Annotated in this window: 14 protein-coding genes; 10 read left to right on the top strand and 4 right to left on the bottom strand. The window is 54.3% G+C overall.

Translation table 11 applies throughout. The annotated features are described in order from the left end of the window. Positions 1 to 170 precede the first annotated feature (170 nt). The 3 genes from LK04_RS14340 to LK04_RS14330 all read left to right on the top strand — a co-directional run bounded on the left by LK04_RS14340 (position 171) and on the right by LK04_RS14330 (position 3,867). Positions 171 to 2,765, top strand: coding sequence for an EAL domain-containing protein (locus LK04_RS14340; RefSeq protein WP_052206251.1), 2,595 nt, complete (start codon positions 171 to 173; stop codon positions 2,763 to 2,765). Positions 2,766 to 3,076: 311 nt separating this feature from the next. Further along, complete coding sequence (locus LK04_RS14335; protein WP_039336002.1) at positions 3,077 to 3,376, top strand: I78 family peptidase inhibitor; 300 nt, start codon at positions 3,077 to 3,079, stop codon at positions 3,374 to 3,376. Between the two features lie 173 nt (positions 3,377 to 3,549). Beyond that, positions 3,550 to 3,867: a hypothetical protein gene (locus LK04_RS14330; protein WP_039336004.1), complete on the top strand. Its 318-nt coding sequence runs from the start codon at positions 3,550 to 3,552 to the stop codon at positions 3,865 to 3,867. 68 nt (positions 3,868 to 3,935) lie between these two features. Here the strand turns inward: LK04_RS14330 and LK04_RS14325 are convergent, their stop codons facing one another. Then, a complete protein-coding gene (locus LK04_RS14325; RefSeq protein WP_039336006.1) occupies positions 3,936 to 4,187 on the bottom strand; it encodes a biofilm development regulator YmgB/AriR family protein in 252 nt (83 codons plus the stop codon). Positions 4,188 to 4,579: 392 nt separating this feature from the next. Here LK04_RS14325 and LK04_RS14320 point away from each other — a divergent pair, with 392 nt between their 5' ends. Next, positions 4,580 to 5,887 (top strand): multidrug efflux MFS transporter, encoded by a 1,308-nt coding sequence (locus tag LK04_RS14320; RefSeq protein ID WP_039336008.1) that lies wholly within the window; start codon positions 4,580 to 4,582, stop codon positions 5,885 to 5,887. Here LK04_RS14320 and LK04_RS14315 read toward each other — a convergent pair. Further along, positions 5,817 to 8,906, bottom strand: coding sequence for a beta-galactosidase (locus LK04_RS14315; protein WP_039336010.1), 3,090 nt, complete (start codon positions 8,904 to 8,906; stop codon positions 5,817 to 5,819). The two genes, LK04_RS14320 and LK04_RS14315, sit on opposite strands and share 71 nt — an antisense overlap. A 253-nt stretch (positions 8,907 to 9,159) precedes the next feature. Between LK04_RS14315 and LK04_RS20785 the strand changes: the two genes are divergently transcribed. The 4 genes from LK04_RS20785 (at position 9,160) to LK04_RS14295 (ending at position 12,005) form a co-directional block, all read left to right on the top strand. Then, positions 9,160 to 9,315 (top strand): hypothetical protein, encoded by a 156-nt coding sequence (locus LK04_RS20785; RefSeq protein ID WP_167347695.1) that lies wholly within the window; start codon positions 9,160 to 9,162, stop codon positions 9,313 to 9,315. Between the two features lie 213 nt (positions 9,316 to 9,528). Then, entirely contained in the window at positions 9,529 to 9,783 is a 255-nt protein-coding gene (iraP, locus tag LK04_RS14310; RefSeq protein WP_039336012.1) for an anti-adapter protein IraP, read from the top strand. Positions 9,784 to 9,937: 154 nt separating this feature from the next. After that, positions 9,938 to 10,240, top strand: coding sequence for a PsiF family protein (locus LK04_RS14305; RefSeq protein ID WP_039336014.1), 303 nt, complete (start codon positions 9,938 to 9,940; stop codon positions 10,238 to 10,240). 238 nt (positions 10,241 to 10,478) lie between these two features. Next, on the top strand, positions 10,479 to 12,005 hold the full coding sequence (locus LK04_RS14295; protein WP_039336019.1) for an FAD-dependent oxidoreductase: 1,527 nt from the start codon (positions 10,479 to 10,481) through the stop codon (positions 12,003 to 12,005). A gap of 41 nt (positions 12,006 to 12,046) precedes the next feature. On the opposite strand, the gene proC is transcribed toward LK04_RS14295, so the two are convergent. Continuing rightward, entirely contained in the window at positions 12,047 to 12,859 is an 813-nt protein-coding gene (gene proC, locus LK04_RS14290; protein ID WP_039336021.1) for a pyrroline-5-carboxylate reductase, read from the bottom strand. Between the two features lie 143 nt (positions 12,860 to 13,002). Between proC and LK04_RS14285 the strand changes: the two genes are divergently transcribed. After that, positions 13,003 to 13,446 (top strand): YaiI/YqxD family protein, encoded by a 444-nt coding sequence (locus LK04_RS14285; RefSeq protein ID WP_039336023.1) that lies wholly within the window; start codon positions 13,003 to 13,005, stop codon positions 13,444 to 13,446. On the opposite strand, the gene LK04_RS14280 is transcribed toward LK04_RS14285, so the two are convergent. Continuing rightward, complete coding sequence (locus tag LK04_RS14280) at positions 13,447 to 14,148, bottom strand: DUF2076 domain-containing protein (RefSeq protein WP_039336025.1); 702 nt, start codon at positions 14,146 to 14,148, stop codon at positions 13,447 to 13,449. 286 nt (positions 14,149 to 14,434) lie between these two features. On the opposite strand from LK04_RS14280, the gene aroL reads away from it, so the two are divergent. Beyond that, entirely contained in the window at positions 14,435 to 14,959 is a 525-nt protein-coding gene (aroL, locus tag LK04_RS14275) for a shikimate kinase AroL (protein ID WP_039336027.1), read from the top strand. The last annotated feature ends 80 nt before the right edge of the window (positions 14,960 to 15,039 follow it).

The raw sequence follows: 15,039 nt of genomic DNA, 5'->3' as shown, positions 1-15,039 counted from the left end.
AATGCCGATCATCGCTGTCGAGATAGCCCGGTAGAGAATTGCATCGCTCAAATATTCCACCGTTAGGGCTAAATCTGTAGCGCTCTGCGCCGATAATCGAAAAAACCATTACAGGGACCGGGCATCACCGGTCCTCTCTTTTTGCTGCTTCTGTTTTGCGAGCATAATGCATGAATTCTGAGTATCACCGACACGCTACCTTGCCAGCCAGGGCAAACATGGAAGCGCACACGGTTCGGGTAACGCGGCGCAGTCTGCGCACCTTAACCTCGCTGCTATTTGGCGTGCTATTGCTTTCGGTTGTGATGGTGCTGGTGATTGCCCATCGACAAAACAGTGATTCGATGCAGCAGGATGTCAACCTGATGCGCCGTGCGTGGCAGCAGCAGCAAGAGCAGATGATCATCGACGTGCGTGACTATGCCAACTGGGGTGAGGGTTGGAAAAACCTGCATCTGACGGTGAACAAAGTCTGGGCATGGGATGAGGAGAATTTTGGTCCCAGCCTTTACAAGGAATATCACTATGACGGCGTGTTTGTCATAGATGGCAATGGTAAAACGCGCTACGCCATCGTCGACGGAAAATTATCCGATACCTCATTAGAGAGTTGGCTGGGCGGACAAACGCCCTTGTTGTTGGCGGCGGCGCGCAAACAGCCAGAAGAGGGTATCACCCGCAATGTGATTATCAATGAACAGCCCGCACTGGTGGTGGCTGCGCCGATTACACCGGGTAAAGTCCCCAATCTCCCCACCATCCCCGGTCCCTCATCCGTGATGATCTTCGTTAACATCCTGACGCCGGGCAAATTGCAAGTACTGGGTAAATCCCTCAATGTCGTTGCCCCACGCATCGCCAGCAGCCTGGACGATGCACTGGAAGAGCCGCGTCTGGTTGAACCGGTGATTCAAGGCGAGCCGCTGGTATTGCGTTGGGAAGCGAAAAACCCTGGGTTTGGTGTCATTTGGTTGATGATGCCGCTGCTGCTCTTTACCGTGCTGGCTGTCGCGCTGGTGACACGCCGCGTGATTCGCCATGCACTGCACAATGCAGTGATTTCCGACCGTCGCTATGAAATGCTCGCCATTAGCCAGCGTGAACTGGCCAACAGTGAAGAACGATTTCGCGATCTGGCTGAAGCGGCGTCGGACTGGATTTGGGAAGTGGACGATCACGGTCGCCTTAGCTATCTCTCTTCACGCTTTGCGGCGGGAACCGGGCATGATGTGAAAAGCTGGATCGGACGTCCACTCGATCAGCTTTTGAGCCATCCCAGCCATTCGCTGGTGGCGTGGTTACTGCGTCAGGGCGATGAAATACAGCATGTGCCTTTGCGCTGCCAGTTTATGGCGGCCAACGGTGAGCGTCGCATCGGTGAGCTTTCGGCTAAAACCATTCGCCGCAACGGGCTGCGCGCCGGTTTTCGCGGTACCGTGTCAGACATCACGCATGAAGTGGACGCTGAGGCGCGAATTCAGTTCCTGTCCCGACATGACATGCTCACCGGTCTGGCCAACCGCATCCAGTTGCAGGAGTTCCTCACCACCCATCTGGAAACGACGAGCGATGAAGATCCGCTGTTCGTTGTCAGTTTCGATCTGGATCAGTTCAAACCGATCAATGACACCTGGGGCCACACCGTGGGGGATCTGGTATTGAACGAAATCTCGCAGCGGCTGAAAAACTTGATCGCGCCTAATGAACTGGCGGCGCGTCTTGGCGGCGACGAGTTTATTTTATTGTTACGTGAGACGACTCGTGCTGCGGTGGAATATCGCTGTCGCGCATTGCAACGTGCCGTGCACCAACCGATCATCAATGATTCACACCAACTGAGCCTGACCGCCAGCATGGGTATTGTCTGCGCTCCGCAGGATGCGACCCAACCCGAAGCCCTGTTACGTCTCGCGGATATTGCGCTAGGGCAGGCGCGCAGCGCAGGGCGAGCGCGCTGGGCGTGGTACTCCACCGATATGGCAAACCAACTGGAATCAAAGCGTGAGTTGGTGCAGGCCATTGAGCAGGCACTGCAACAGGATGCATTCATGCTGCATTACCAGCCGCGTTATCAGCTACAAACCGGTGAGTTGGCGGGCGCCGAAGCGCTGATTCGCTGGCAGGTTGCTGACGATAAATGGATCACCCCCGATCGCTTCATTCCATTGGCAGAGGAGAACGGGTTAATTGCGGCCATTAGTGACTGGGTGCTAATGCGCGCGTGCCGCGATGCCTGCCATTGGGGCGAACATCGCTACGTCTCGGTCAACATTTCGCCCATGGAGTTTCGCAACATCGATCTGGTTGATCGTGTGGCGCATGCTCTGGCGGTGAGTGGTCTTCCGGCGACCCGGTTAGAACTGGAGATTACCGAAAACGTCACCTTCGAAAATCCGGATCGTGCGCTGGAGATCATGCAGGGCTTGCGTGCGCTGGGCGTGCGCTTGACGGTCGATGATTTTGGTACCGGCTATGCTGCGTTAGGGTATCTGAAGACCTTCCCGTTCAACGGACTTAAAATCGATCGCTCATGGATGAAAGAGTTCCCTGAATCGAAGCAGGCACAATCGGTGGTAGCAGGGATTGTTGGACTGGCGCGCGCTTTCGCACTCACCATTACGGCGGAAGGGATAGAAACAGAGGCGCAATTAAATGAGCTGAAGGCGCTCTCCTGTGAAGAAGGGCAGGGGTATTTCCTGGGACGGCCAATGCCGCTCGAGGCATTCAACGCGCGTCTGGCGGAGCAGGCGGATGCGTTGTCTTAGGGCGAACACATTGCGGTTCGCCCTGTTACAACGACACATTAGCGCACCCGTACAGCAATCACGGTCATCAGGATGGCAAAGCCGATAAAGATAGCCAGTTCCATAATCATTACCTCAGAAAAGTCTTAGGTAATTGTAGCGCCTGACAGGCTGAGGTTTAGACACAGCGTGCGATTAATCCTAAAAATTGAGAGGAAGATCGCGCCATAAAACACATTTACACGACTAATCTGCTGGCTTTTTTTTCACATCATGGGCACCCTTTGTTACTCTCAGGAATCAGTTGTCTATTCATCCAGGAGGATAAACTTGTGACCCATTATGGAAAAGCGCTACTGGCCACCGCCTTTTTTGCCCTGACCGCCTGCCAGTCTGCCACTAAACCTGACAGCACCGCTGCCGTCAGCCACGATCCGGAAGCCGATCAATGTGGCGCATCGCAATATCAAAACATGCTCGGCCAGCCGCTGAGCAGTGTGGAAGGTAAGCGTTTTGACGTGCCTGTGCGTGCTATTCCGTGGAACGGGGCCGTCACCATGGATTTCAATCTGCGTCGGTTGAATTTCACCGCCGATCAGAGTGGTAAAATTACCCGTGTTTACTGCGGATAAATTCAAACGGACATCGCATTGTCATCGGGCTGTCATGGCGCCGGGCGAGGATAGCTGCGCATTACGGAGATTTCCTCGTCACTCTCAAATATGCAATGCTCGTCTTGTTTCTTCCCGCCTCGGCGGGAATTTTTTTTTCTATCGATTAATGCACGATGGAATGAGGAGAGAAAATGAGAACGACAGGTAAATTTCTGCTCATCACCCTGTTATTAAGCCCACTGGCGCACGCTTCGAGCGAGGCCGCGTGGCAACAAAATAGCAGCAACAGGCAGCAAGCCTGCCTGAAAGCCAGCGGTTTGACGTCGGTTAAAATTATCGGCAAGCCGATTCAATATGACGATAGCGTGGGCTATGACGCGCTGCTCTTAGAAGGCCGCTACCCGCAAAAGCACATGAAGAATCAAATCGGGCGCGAATTGTGCCTGTATCAACGTCAGAGCGGCAAAGCCAGCGTCAGTGAAGCAGACCAGTTACGTGTGGTGAAATAATCGTTTAACGTGGCGGTGCGCATGAATGCGCACCCTACGAAAATCGCGTATTTTGCATCGATGGCGTGCTATTTCTTCTGACCAGACTCTAGCAACTGCGCCAGCAGATTGCGATAGCTTTGCAACCGCTGCTCATCCCCTTCGAACTCCAGTTTGGCTATCACACGGGTAATAATCGCCTTGCTGGTCGCGGGTTGGCCGTCATCCATCAGTTCACGCATGATCGCCGCCAGCAGATCGCTTTCGTGCGGTGCATGCCAGGCGGGTGTATTGAAGTAGTCGGTAATCGCCCGACCGGCGCTATTAGGATGCGTTCTCATGGCTGACCTCCGCAGAGACAACAATGCCCGCCACCTGATCAGGCAGCATTGGGATATTTTGGTTAAGCATGGGAACTGTCCAGAACGGGCAGCGCCTCGCCAGCGAAGGCCGGTGATTTTTTAAACATAGATGCGGTGTCGAATCTTGTCAGTAACGAGTAGACATATTTTTTCATGTTTGCCCGGCGTCGCGATGCGCTTATCTTGCTGAGTTGTTTGTTTCAGCACATAAAGACACTACAAATCGTGCCCCTTACACTATTTGCTGTGAGCAGAATCACGCCCGGCAGCGGAAAACTGCGTTTTTACCCCCATGCCATGTTTTGCCGTCCAGCAATGTTATGAGGTTGTTAGACTGAACCCTCATTTCATTTTTTCTGACGTACACGCCCATGCTACGCTCCATCGAGTCCTGGAAGGTCAACCTGATATCTGTCTGGTTTGGCTGTTTTTTTACCGGATTGGCCATCAGTCAGATTATCCCCTTCCTGCCGCTGTATGTTGAGGAACTCGGCATTCATGGCGGTAATGCGCTGAGCATCTGGTCGGGTCTGACTTTCAGTATTACCTTCATCGTTTCTGCTGCCGTTGCGCCGCTATGGGGAAGTCTGGCTGACCGTAAGGGCCGCAAGTTGATGCTGCTGCGCGCCTCGTTTGGTATGGGAGCCGTTATTCTGCTGCAGGCATTCGTGACGCAAGCGTGGCAGCTACTGTTGCTGCGTGCGCTGATGGGGCTCACCTCTGGCTACATTCCCAACGCGATGGCGCTGGTGGCGGCGCAGGTTCCGCGCGAACGCAGCGGCTGGGCGCTCAGCTGTGTTTCAACCGGGCAGATTGGCGGTGTGATCCTCGGGCCGATGATTGGCGGACTGCTGGCGGACTGGCTTGGCCTGCGTATGGTGTTTATCGTCACTGCCGTATTGTTGATGGTGAGTTTCCTGGTCACGCTGTTCCTGATTAAAGAGACTGGCTACACGCCAGTAAGCAAACAGGACAAAATGAGTGGTCGGGAGGTATTTCGCAGCCTCGACAATCCACGCCTGATGATCTGTCTGTTCGTCACCACCATGGTGATCCAGATGTGTAACGGCTCAGTGAACCCGATTTTGACCCTGTTCGTGCGTGAGTTAGCACCGGATGCGCAAAACCTCGCGTTTCTCAGTGGCGTGATTGCGGCGTTGCCGGGCGTCTCGGCGCTGATCTCTGCGCCGCGCTTGGGTAAACTGGGCGATCGCATCGGCACGCAGCGTATTCTGATAGGCACCATGCTGTTTTCACTGGTGCTCCTGATGTGCATGTCGTTTGTTACCAGTGCTACCCAGTTAGGTGTGCTGCGTTTTCTGCTGGGCTTTGCCGACGGTGCCATGATGCCTGCGGTGCAGACTTTGCTGGTACGTCACTCGCGCGATAACGTGACCGGCCGTATCTTCGGTTACAACCAGTCATTTATGTATCTGGGTAACGTGGCAGGACCGCTGCTGGGTGCAGCGGTGTCTGCCGCCACCGGTTACCGCTGGGTGTTCTTCGCCACCGCCGTGGTGGTATTGCTCAATGTACTGCTACTGCGTCGCTTCTATCGTCGGCCAAAAACCACGCTGGAACAACCGGTGAACCCGCGTGTTCAGGCGGCTAAGCCCGCGACTGACGCAACGTCAACGCGTAATGCCAGCGCTGCTGGGAAAGCAAAAACTCCGGGCTGACGCTGGGGCTCCATGAGTCATCGCCACCGACGCCCATATGGAAGCCATCCAGGTGTAGCCAACAGCCCGCTTCGGACTGCAACAGGTGGCGATGCGAGGTCTCACGCAATTGCTCAAGGCTATGGTAGCCAAGCGAGAAGGCGAAATCCCCGCTGGCCTGCCAGCTTCCGGTATCAAGCTGGCGCGTGCCGCAACGCAATCCATTTTCTCCTGGGAAGACATACGCGGTACTCATTGACGCGAGCGGCTGCTGCCAGCGCGAGAACTGCGCAGCCAGCTGGCGGTCCGGGTAGTTTTCATCTGGACCCAGTCCCAGCCAACTGACTTGCTGAGGCCTGTGGCTTAACTGACAGCGCAAACCAATACGTGCTGGCGCTGGCAAACCGGGTGCCTGTTCTACGTCGATGCTCACCGACAGCTCACCTTCACCGTTGATCTGATAGCGCTTGTGGCTGGTGAAAATCAGTTGGCCGTTGGCGTGCCATTGGTGCCAGGTTTCAATCAGTACGCTGTGTTTCAGGCTATCGATTTGCATATCCACCAGCTCCGCTTCCAACTGGTCATATCCCGCACGCTTCCAGCGTTCGACCCACGCATTGGGATCGACATTCGCCGCTTCACTGGTGCCGATATCATTATCAATAGGGGCGCGGATAAAACACTCCTGCAAGGGGGTCTGCATGGTTTCTTCATCATTCACCCACCACTGCATCAACTCTCCGGTGCGACGCGAGAAGTGCCAGCGCTGCTGCGACACGACCACGGCAACCAGATCGTGATTGGCAATCAATTCTGGTGCGGTGGCGCTGGTTTCCACGCGACGTGTCGCCAGGGCAGCGGGCAGTGGCCACTGATCCCACGCCACGCGTGCATCGGCCTCAGACCACGGGGTAGCGGCAATTTGATGTACTGCCAGGTTAAGCCAGGCGTTGCCCTGTAAACCCTCTGTTGTGGGCACACTGATGTGTTGGGTGCCCTGAGATTCCAGCGCTAAGGTCACTTCACCGCTATCGATAACCACGCCATCTTGCTCAATCGACCAGCGCAGTACCTCGTTATCTGTGTGACGGAACAGATACTCGCTGCTGACAGTGAAGCGGAAAGGGGAGCGAGCATCACGCTGAAACTGGAAGAACTGCTGCGCCCGCTGCGCTTCAAACAGCGCCGGATGTGGCGAGCGATCGGCAAACACTAACCCGTTCATGCAGAATTGGCGATCGTTAGGCGTATCGCCAAAATCGCCACCGTAAGCCTGCCACGGCTGACCTTGATCATCATGGCGCGTCAGGCTTTGATCCACCCAATCCCAGACGAAGCCACCCTGTAAGCGCGGGAACTGGCGGAAGGCCTGCCAGTATTTGGCGAAGCCGCCGAAGCTATTGCCCATGGCGTGTGCGTACTCACACAGGATCAGCGGGCGAGTTTCCCCCGGCAGGCCAATCCATTTTTTTAGTGACCATTTTGGTACGGCGGGGAAGGGTTGATCCTGATCGACGCGTGCATACATCGGGCAGACAATATCCGTAGCGGCCGTATCGGCCCCGCCGCCTTCGTACTGAACGGGGCGCGTAGGATCGCTGCTTTTCACCCACTGATAGAGCGCATCGTGCGTGCTGCCATGGCCGGATTCATTGCCGAGTGACCAGATGATAATGCAGGCGTGATTGCGATCGCGCTGCACCATGCGCGTTACGCGTTCGCTGTAGGCCGCAAACCAACGTGGGTCTGACGACAGGCGGTTCATCGGCTGCATGCCATGGGTTTCGATATTCGCTTCGTCCACTACATACAAGCCGTATTGGTCGCACAGTCGATACCAAAGAGGATGATTAGGGTAGTGCGCACAGCGCACTGCATTGAAGTTATGGCGCTTCATCAGCTCAATGTCGCGGCGCATGCTGGCTTCATCCACCACCTGACCGTTTTCCGGGTGGTGCTCATGGCGGTTCACACCACGGATCAGCAGCGCTTTGCCATTGACGCACAGTTGCCCGTTCTCAATGCTGACGCGACGGAACCCGACATCATAGGCTTCGGCTTCAATCAGGTTGTCATGGTCATCCAGCAAAGACACAACGACACGGTAGAGGTGCGGTGTCTCGGCGCTCCACAATTGGGGGTTATGTACCGGCACCACCAGCAGCGTGCGTTCCGGATAGTGCCCACGTTCGTCAATGATGGCGCTGCCCGGTGCCTGCTGCTGACTGCCGATACAGTTTTCACCTTGCCACAGCGTCACGCGCAGGCGGCACTGTGACAGCGGACGTGTGCCCGCGTTGATCTTCACGCTGACACGCAGATCGCCGCAAATATATTCTGGGCTCAGCGCGGTTTCGATTTGCACATCAGCCAGCTGTGTTTCGGGTTTGTGCAGTAATGTCACATCACGGAATATGCCGCTCATGCGCCACATATCCTGATCTTCTAAATAGCTGCCATCACTCCAGCGCAGCACCATCACTGCCAGGCGGTTCTGACCGGCTTGCAGTGACTGGCTCAAATCAAATTCGGCTGGCAGCCGGCTATCTTGTGAATAGCCAATCCATTGACCGTTGCACCACACAAAGAACGCGGAGTTCACGCCATCAAAGATGATGCGAGTCTGGCCCTGAGCGATCCAGTTATCGTCGACTTTAAATGTGAGCGAATAACATCCAGTAGGATTCTCTTGCGGGACAAAAGGTGGATTCACCGGGATGGGATACTGCACATTGGTATAAATCGGCGCGTCATAGCCATGCAGTTGCCAGTTGGCGGGCACCGGTAACGAATGTGATCCCGCTAAGTCTTGCAGCAGCCAACTTTGCGGCACCGCTTCTGGCTGGCTGAAGTAGCTGAAGGTCCACTGACCATTAAGCAACTGGCGCGAGGGTGAAGGGGCATCGTCGCGTGCGCTGATTTCGTCGCGCCAGCTGGCAAACGGCGGGTGCGCATCCAGTCTGTTCAGGCTGGTTACCACCGGGTTTTCCCAGTCGCGGCGGGCGAGAATATCACTTAAGGCGTGTGTTGGTAGGGTCATGGCAAGATCTCATTAATTGTAATGCGCTCACATTGCGCGATTTTACGGCCACTGTAAAGTGCCTCGCCGAGATCGATGGATGAATTTTTGTTCATTCTCAGATGGCCTGTGTGGGTTTTTTGCCGGTGTAGTGCCAGTAAATTGTTAAGCATGGTGAGCAGGGATGAATAGCGCGAGGTTGCGGAGAATTCTGTATTGTCGCTGGCACTACGGCCTCATACACTCAGCCCGATTTCACCATCCTGAGGTAATTATGGTCCGTATTGTTAAACTCGCTGCCGTTGTGGCATTGGTGACCGCGCTGAGCGGTTGTATCTTCCCACCACCGGGTGGCGGTGGCGGTCACGGTGGTGGCTGGGGCGGCGGTGGCGGTCCTGGTGGACCGGGCCGTGGCTTTATGGGGCCTTAATCATTAGCGCCGACCGTTAATGTATTGAGGCGCGCGAAACGTTTCTAAAACACGTTATTTGTTGAGAGAAACGTTTCGCCGTTACATATTGAAATTACGTTTCTTTTATTGCGCTGCGCTTATTGTTTATTTTCCTCAAACACTGAAAAATCCCTGTTGTTTTAAACGCCTCAGTGCTAACGTCTGTTTTCCATCTCTTATTGAGCCCGTCGCATGAAAAACCTGATCGCGGAACTTCTGCTGAAGCTGGCTGAAAAAGAAGAAGAGTCTAAAGAATTAGTGGTCCAGGTTGAGGCATTAGAAATTGTGCTGACAGCGATGTTGCGCAAGCTGGAGCCTGAACAGTTTCAGGAGATTGCAGCCGGCATTGCCAGCGCGATGCCACCTGTTGCCCCCGCGGCAGAAACGCCCGATACCACTCTGCTGCGCAATTACGTTGAAAAATTGCTGAACCATCCCCGCGTATAAATCTTTTATTTAATTTCTCTCTATAAAGTGCTGCACGATGGTACAAACCACCGGCGTGTTAAAAAAGCGACCTTTGACGGCGAATATATTTTTTTTCTGCTTTGCTTATTTCCTGCCATGATTAATGGGCAACAATTCTATGGAGAATCCGGCAATGAAATCGTGTCTTTTGGCAATGGTGGCAGCAGGCCTGCTGTTGGCGGGCAGTGCAGGTGCGGCAGAGAAAACTGCGCAGCAAAATAAAATGACGGTGTGTAATCAGCATGCATCCTCTCAGGATTTAAAAGGGGATGCGCGTAAATCCTTTATGAGCGACTGTCTGAAAAAAGACAGCAAGATGGGCAGTATGACGCCGCAGCAAATGAAGATGAAAACCTGTAACACCGAAGCGGGTGATAAAAAGCTCAGCGGTGATGCGCGTAAAACTTATATGAGTTCCTGCCTGAAAAAATCGTAATCATCCTTGCACACCTTCATAGGGTTCATGTTTTGCATGAACCCTTTTTTTGCAATGACGATGGAATTAATACCCTCTCTACCCCAGGCAGCACTTATTTTTTCGGCTAACTGTGTGATAAACAACAGCTTGTCCGCCGTTACGCTTTGTTTTTCCAGCGAAATTCTCACGGTTTGCCAGGCTTACTGTTTGTAGGGATTTAAAGTCATCAATCCAATCACAACGCAGGAGGCTGAAGGTGAGCTATCAATCTGTCGTGCAACTCAAATCACTTGCGCAGCGTAAACCGACCAAATTCACCGTGAACGATATCGATGTCATCCTGGTTCGCGACGGGGAACGGGTGCAGGCGTTGCAAGCAAAATGCCCACATGCGGGCGCACCGCTGGAGCAGGCAGCGATATGCGGGGACAGATTAGTGTGCCCGTGGCACAAAGCGGCGTTCCAACTGGGTGATGGCAAGATGTGTGAGCCACTGGCGCTGGCCAATCTTAAGCGCTATCCGGTACGTATCGAAGCGGGAAAAGTGCTGGTGAACCCACAACCGATGTCACCAGCCAGTGCACCGACAACGCAGGGTGAATCACCGGTCTGTGTGATTCTGGGCGCGGGGGCAGCAGGGAGCGCGGCTATCTGGACGCTGCGGGATGAAGGTTTCAAAGGGCGTATTGTGTTAGTGGAACGAGAGTCCTCCGCTCCTTATGACCGTACAGCCCTGAGCAAGTTTGTGCCTTCGGGTAAGATGGCGATCAAGGATGTGCCCAAACTGCTAAAACCCGACGTGTTGGGCACAGTGGATCGTATTCAGGGCAATGTGGCAGAACTGAATACGGAGAAAAATACGCTGCTGTTGGAAGAGGGGCAAAAAATTCACTTTGATCAACTGCTAATTGCCAGTGGAGGGACACCTCAGCCGCTGAATGTTCCTGGTAACGCGTTGCAGGGTGTACATGTGTTGCGTTCGCTGAATCAGGCTGATGCATTGTTGAAAGAAGTGGATGACGGACAGCACACCGTGATCATTGGCAATAGTTTTATTGGTATGGAGATGGCGGGTGCGCTGCGTAATCGGGATGTCGATGTCACCGTTATCGCCCGCCATTCGTTGCCCTTCGCGAAGACGTTTGGTGAAGAAATTGGGCGTTATTTTTACGACCTCCACCTGAGTAACGGTGTGAAATTTATTGAAGGTGAGCCGAAAGCGCTGAGTGGTGAAGGGCGTGTGAGTGCGGTGCAGTTGAAAGGCGGGAAAGCGGTGTCTGCAGATGTGGTGTTATTCGCCACCGGTGTGCATCCCGCGACTGGCTTTATTCATGATCTCAGCCTTCAGGATGACGGCAGCTTGTTGGCTGATGATCAGTTGCGCGTCGCAGACAATGTTTGGGTGGCTGGGGATATTGCTACCTACCCTACGCCGCAAGGGCCGCAGCGCATTGAACACTACCGCGTAGCTCAACAGCAGGGGCGTATCGCCGCCCTGAATATCTTGGATAAAGAGATCGCTTTCGATCGCGTGCCCTTCTTCTGGACCGCACACTACGGCACGCGCTACGAGTATCTCGGGCATGCGCAAGAGTGGGATGACTACCATTTGCTGGGATCATTACAGGAGAAACGTTTTATCGCCTTCTATTGCCGCGAGGGAATCATTGCAGCGGTGTGCTCTGCGGGCATGTATACGCTGACGGCATCACTGGTGGAAGCGATGCAACAGCCAATGACACTGGCGCAAGGCATTGAAATGTACGAGGCCAGTCAAGGCTAAACTGCATTTGTAAGGTGCGCATTCATGCGCACCTCATTGAATTATTGCTTGCTCAATGCCTCTGACTTCGCCATGCACTGCTGCATAGCGTTGATCACTGCCGCACGGAAGCCTTGCTCTTCCAGCACTTTTACCGCTTCGATGGTGGTGCCGCCCGGTGAGCAAACCATGTCTTTCAGTTCGCCTGGGTGTTTGCCGGTTTCCAGCACCATCTGCGCAGAACCTTTCACCGCCTGTGCCGCGAACTGATAGGCTTGCGCGCGTGGCATGCCGCCCAGCACCGCTGCGTCAGCCATAGCTTCAATAAACATGAATACGTAGGCCGGTGCAGAACCGCTGACGCCCACTACGGCGTGAATCAGATATTCATTCACCACGGCAGCTTTGCCGAAGCTCTCAAAAATGCCCACCACTTCGTCCACTTCCTGCGATGTCACCAGCACATTTGGCGTTATCGAGGTCATACCTTCATTGACCAAAGACGGCGTATTTGGCATCACGCGGATGATCTTGCGATCGTGGCCCAGTACGGCAGCCAGCGAATCCAGAGTAACGCCCGCGGCGATCGACACTACCAGCACATCTTTCTTTAACAGGCTGGCGAGATCGTTCAGGACTTTGAGAATCACATTAGGCTTGACTGCGCCGAACAGAATATCGGCCTCACGCGCCAGGCTTTCCGCGCTCTCTGCGGCGGTCACGCCATATTGCTGTGCCATTGCCTGGTTTGTGGCCGGTTTCCGGTCAAACACCCAGATATTAGCCGGGGCAATCAGCCCGCTGTTAACCAGTCCGCTGATGATGGCTTTCGCCATATTGCCGCAGCCGATAAACCCGATTTTCTTCTCCAGCATCGCTCTATCCTTTAAGTGGTTCATTTTCTCGTGCCGGTTAGCTTACGTCAGCCGTGCGGAATAACAACCCAGGTAAATAACATTTGCCATTCTGCGGTAGAAGGGCAAGATCGCCTGCAATTCCCTGAGAAAAAGGATAAGACATGTCAATTTGGGTCGATGCCGATGCCTGCCCTAACGTCATCAAAGAAGTGCTGTACCGGGCCGCAGAACGCGCCAACATCACCATCACTTTTGTGGCGAATCAACCTTTGCGCGTGCCGCCATCGCCCTGGCTGAAGACGTTGCAGGTCGCAGCGGGTTTTGATGTGGCGGACAATGAAATTGTGAAACGCGTGCAGCCGGGTGAGTTGGTGATCACCGGGGATATTCCACTGGCGGCCGAAGTGCTGGAGAAGGGCGCAGCGGCGTTGAATCCGCGCGGTGAACGCTACTCACCGGATACCATTCGTCAGCGCTTAACCCTGCGTGATTTTATGGAAACGATGCGCGCCAGTGGCGTGCAGAGCGGCGGCCCGTCGGCATTAAACCAACGCGACCGCCAACTGTTTGCGAATGAACTGGATAAGTGGCTACGTCAGCGTTGATCAGACAAAGCTGTCATCGTCGTCGTAATCGCCACCGCCAAAATCACTGAAGTCGTTATTATCCGCAAAGCTATTGTTATCCCAGCTGGCGTTGTCATTCAGGAAGGCATTGTTGCTGTCGTTACCGTTGAAGGTATCGAGATTATTATCCACCTGTGGCAGCGCTGGCTCATTGATAATGTTCACAATTTCTTCCGGCTGAGAGTGGTGGAACATGCTGGTGAGCATATCCGCCATCACCACACCCCCCGCCACGCCAACGGCAGTTTGCAGGGCTCCACCGAGGAAACCTGTCCCACGCGCAGGCGGAGCGGCATATTGCTGCTGTGGCTGAGCGTATGGCTGCTGAGGTTGCTGTGGTGCACTGCTCCACGCCGGTTGCTGCTGCTGTTGTGGCGCAGCAGAACGAGAACCGCCACCAAATAAGCTCGACAAGAAACCGCCGCTACTCTGCTGCGGCGCTTGCTGCTGTTGCGCCTGAGCCAAGCGGTTTTCCAGATCCGTCACCTGCGCATTGAGTTTTTTCAATGCGGCTTCCTGAATCAGAATGGCCTGCGACATGTAATAGGGTGCGCCAGGCTGGCTCTGTAAATGCTGTTTGATCAATTGCTCGGCACCGGCATCGCGCGGTCCACTCTGGTTTTCAGCCTGTTTCAGTCGGCTGAACAGATTTTCGATTAACTGCTGTTCTTCATTTTGCATGGTGTGAACCTCCAATGATTCGTACCCCCTTATATGTGGGCAACGTGACAGAAAGTAAATCAACGGCCTGGTAAGGAAATGTTGCCTGGACTTACAAATCCGGAGATGCACGGATCGCGCATCATTTTCCTTAACAATTTCAATGTGGTAGTAAATTGATGGCGGTAAACACGCGTAATTCGTGCTTCGCGGGTGGCTGACAAAATAAAATCCAGGTATCATGCGACGCAATATTGACCTGATGACTTTGCCCGCGCGGCAGAAATACGGCGGAGGATGAGCCCGGATGTCATTACCCATCTATCTGATCGGCGCACGCGGTTGCGGTAAAACCACTATCGGCCAGGCGTTGTCGCAAGCGCTGGGCTATGCCTTTAGCGATACCGATCACCATCTGCAACTCTCCACGCAACGCACCGTGGCGGAAATTGTCGCCTCTGAAGGGTGGGATAGCTTTCGTGCACGTGAAAGTGACTCGCTGCATGCCGTCACAGCGCCGGGTACCGTTATCGCCACCGGTGGCGGAATGGTGCTGGCTGAGGCAAATCGTCGCTATATGCGCGAGCATGGTCAGGTGATTTGGCTGAATGCGCCTTCCACCGTGCTTGCTGAGCGTCTTGAGCGTCAACCCGAAGCGGGCCAGCGCCCGACCCTCACCGGCCGCCCGATTGCGGAAGAGATGAGTGATATTCTACGTGAACGTGCACATCTTTATCGCCAGACCGCGCACCATGAAGTAAACGCAATGCAGGCGCCCGATCAGGTTGTTGATCAGATTCTGCAATCTTTGTCACTCGCGCGCGCCAGCTAACGCCTTCAGATAACTCCCTCTTTTTTCCTGTGATCCTCCATTGTCTATACTGAGTAGAGACAGGGGGATCGCCGCTGTCC

Source organism: Pantoea vagans (genome assembly GCF_001506165.1).
GTDB classification, from domain to species: domain Bacteria; phylum Pseudomonadota; class Gammaproteobacteria; order Enterobacterales; family Enterobacteriaceae; genus Pantoea; species Pantoea vagans_C.
The sequence above is the reverse complement of the archived record's forward strand: the minus strand, read 5'-3'. Positions and strand labels throughout refer to the sequence as shown.

Bases quoted from the DNA above. Each gene is read 5' to 3' on its own strand.
- LK04_RS14340 (WP_052206251.1), top strand. From the start codon at position 171: ATGAATTCTGAGTATCACCGACACGCTACCTTGCCAGCCAGGGCAAAC.
- LK04_RS14330 (WP_039336004.1), top strand. From the start codon at position 3,550: ATGAGAACGACAGGTAAATTTCTGCTCATCACCCTGTTATTAAGCCCA.
- LK04_RS14325 (WP_039336006.1), bottom strand. From the start codon at position 4,187: ATGAGAACGCATCCTAATAGCGCCGGTCGGGCGATTACCGACTACTTC.
- LK04_RS14320 (WP_039336008.1), top strand. From the start codon at position 4,580: ATGCTACGCTCCATCGAGTCCTGGAAGGTCAACCTGATATCTGTCTGG.
- LK04_RS14315 (WP_039336010.1), bottom strand. From the start codon at position 8,906: ATGACCCTACCAACACACGCCTTAAGTGATATTCTCGCCCGCCGCGAC.
- LK04_RS20785 (WP_167347695.1), top strand. From the start codon at position 9,160: ATGGTCCGTATTGTTAAACTCGCTGCCGTTGTGGCATTGGTGACCGCG.
- iraP (WP_039336012.1), top strand. From the start codon at position 9,529: ATGAAAAACCTGATCGCGGAACTTCTGCTGAAGCTGGCTGAAAAAGAA.
- LK04_RS14305 (WP_039336014.1), top strand. From the start codon at position 9,938: ATGAAATCGTGTCTTTTGGCAATGGTGGCAGCAGGCCTGCTGTTGGCG.
- proC (WP_039336021.1), bottom strand. From the start codon at position 12,859: ATGCTGGAGAAGAAAATCGGGTTTATCGGCTGCGGCAATATGGCGAAA.
- LK04_RS14285 (WP_039336023.1), top strand. From the start codon at position 13,003: ATGTCAATTTGGGTCGATGCCGATGCCTGCCCTAACGTCATCAAAGAA.
- LK04_RS14280 (WP_039336025.1), bottom strand. From the start codon at position 14,148: ATGCAAAATGAAGAACAGCAGTTAATCGAAAATCTGTTCAGCCGACTG.
- aroL (WP_039336027.1), top strand. From the start codon at position 14,435: ATGTCATTACCCATCTATCTGATCGGCGCACGCGGTTGCGGTAAAACC.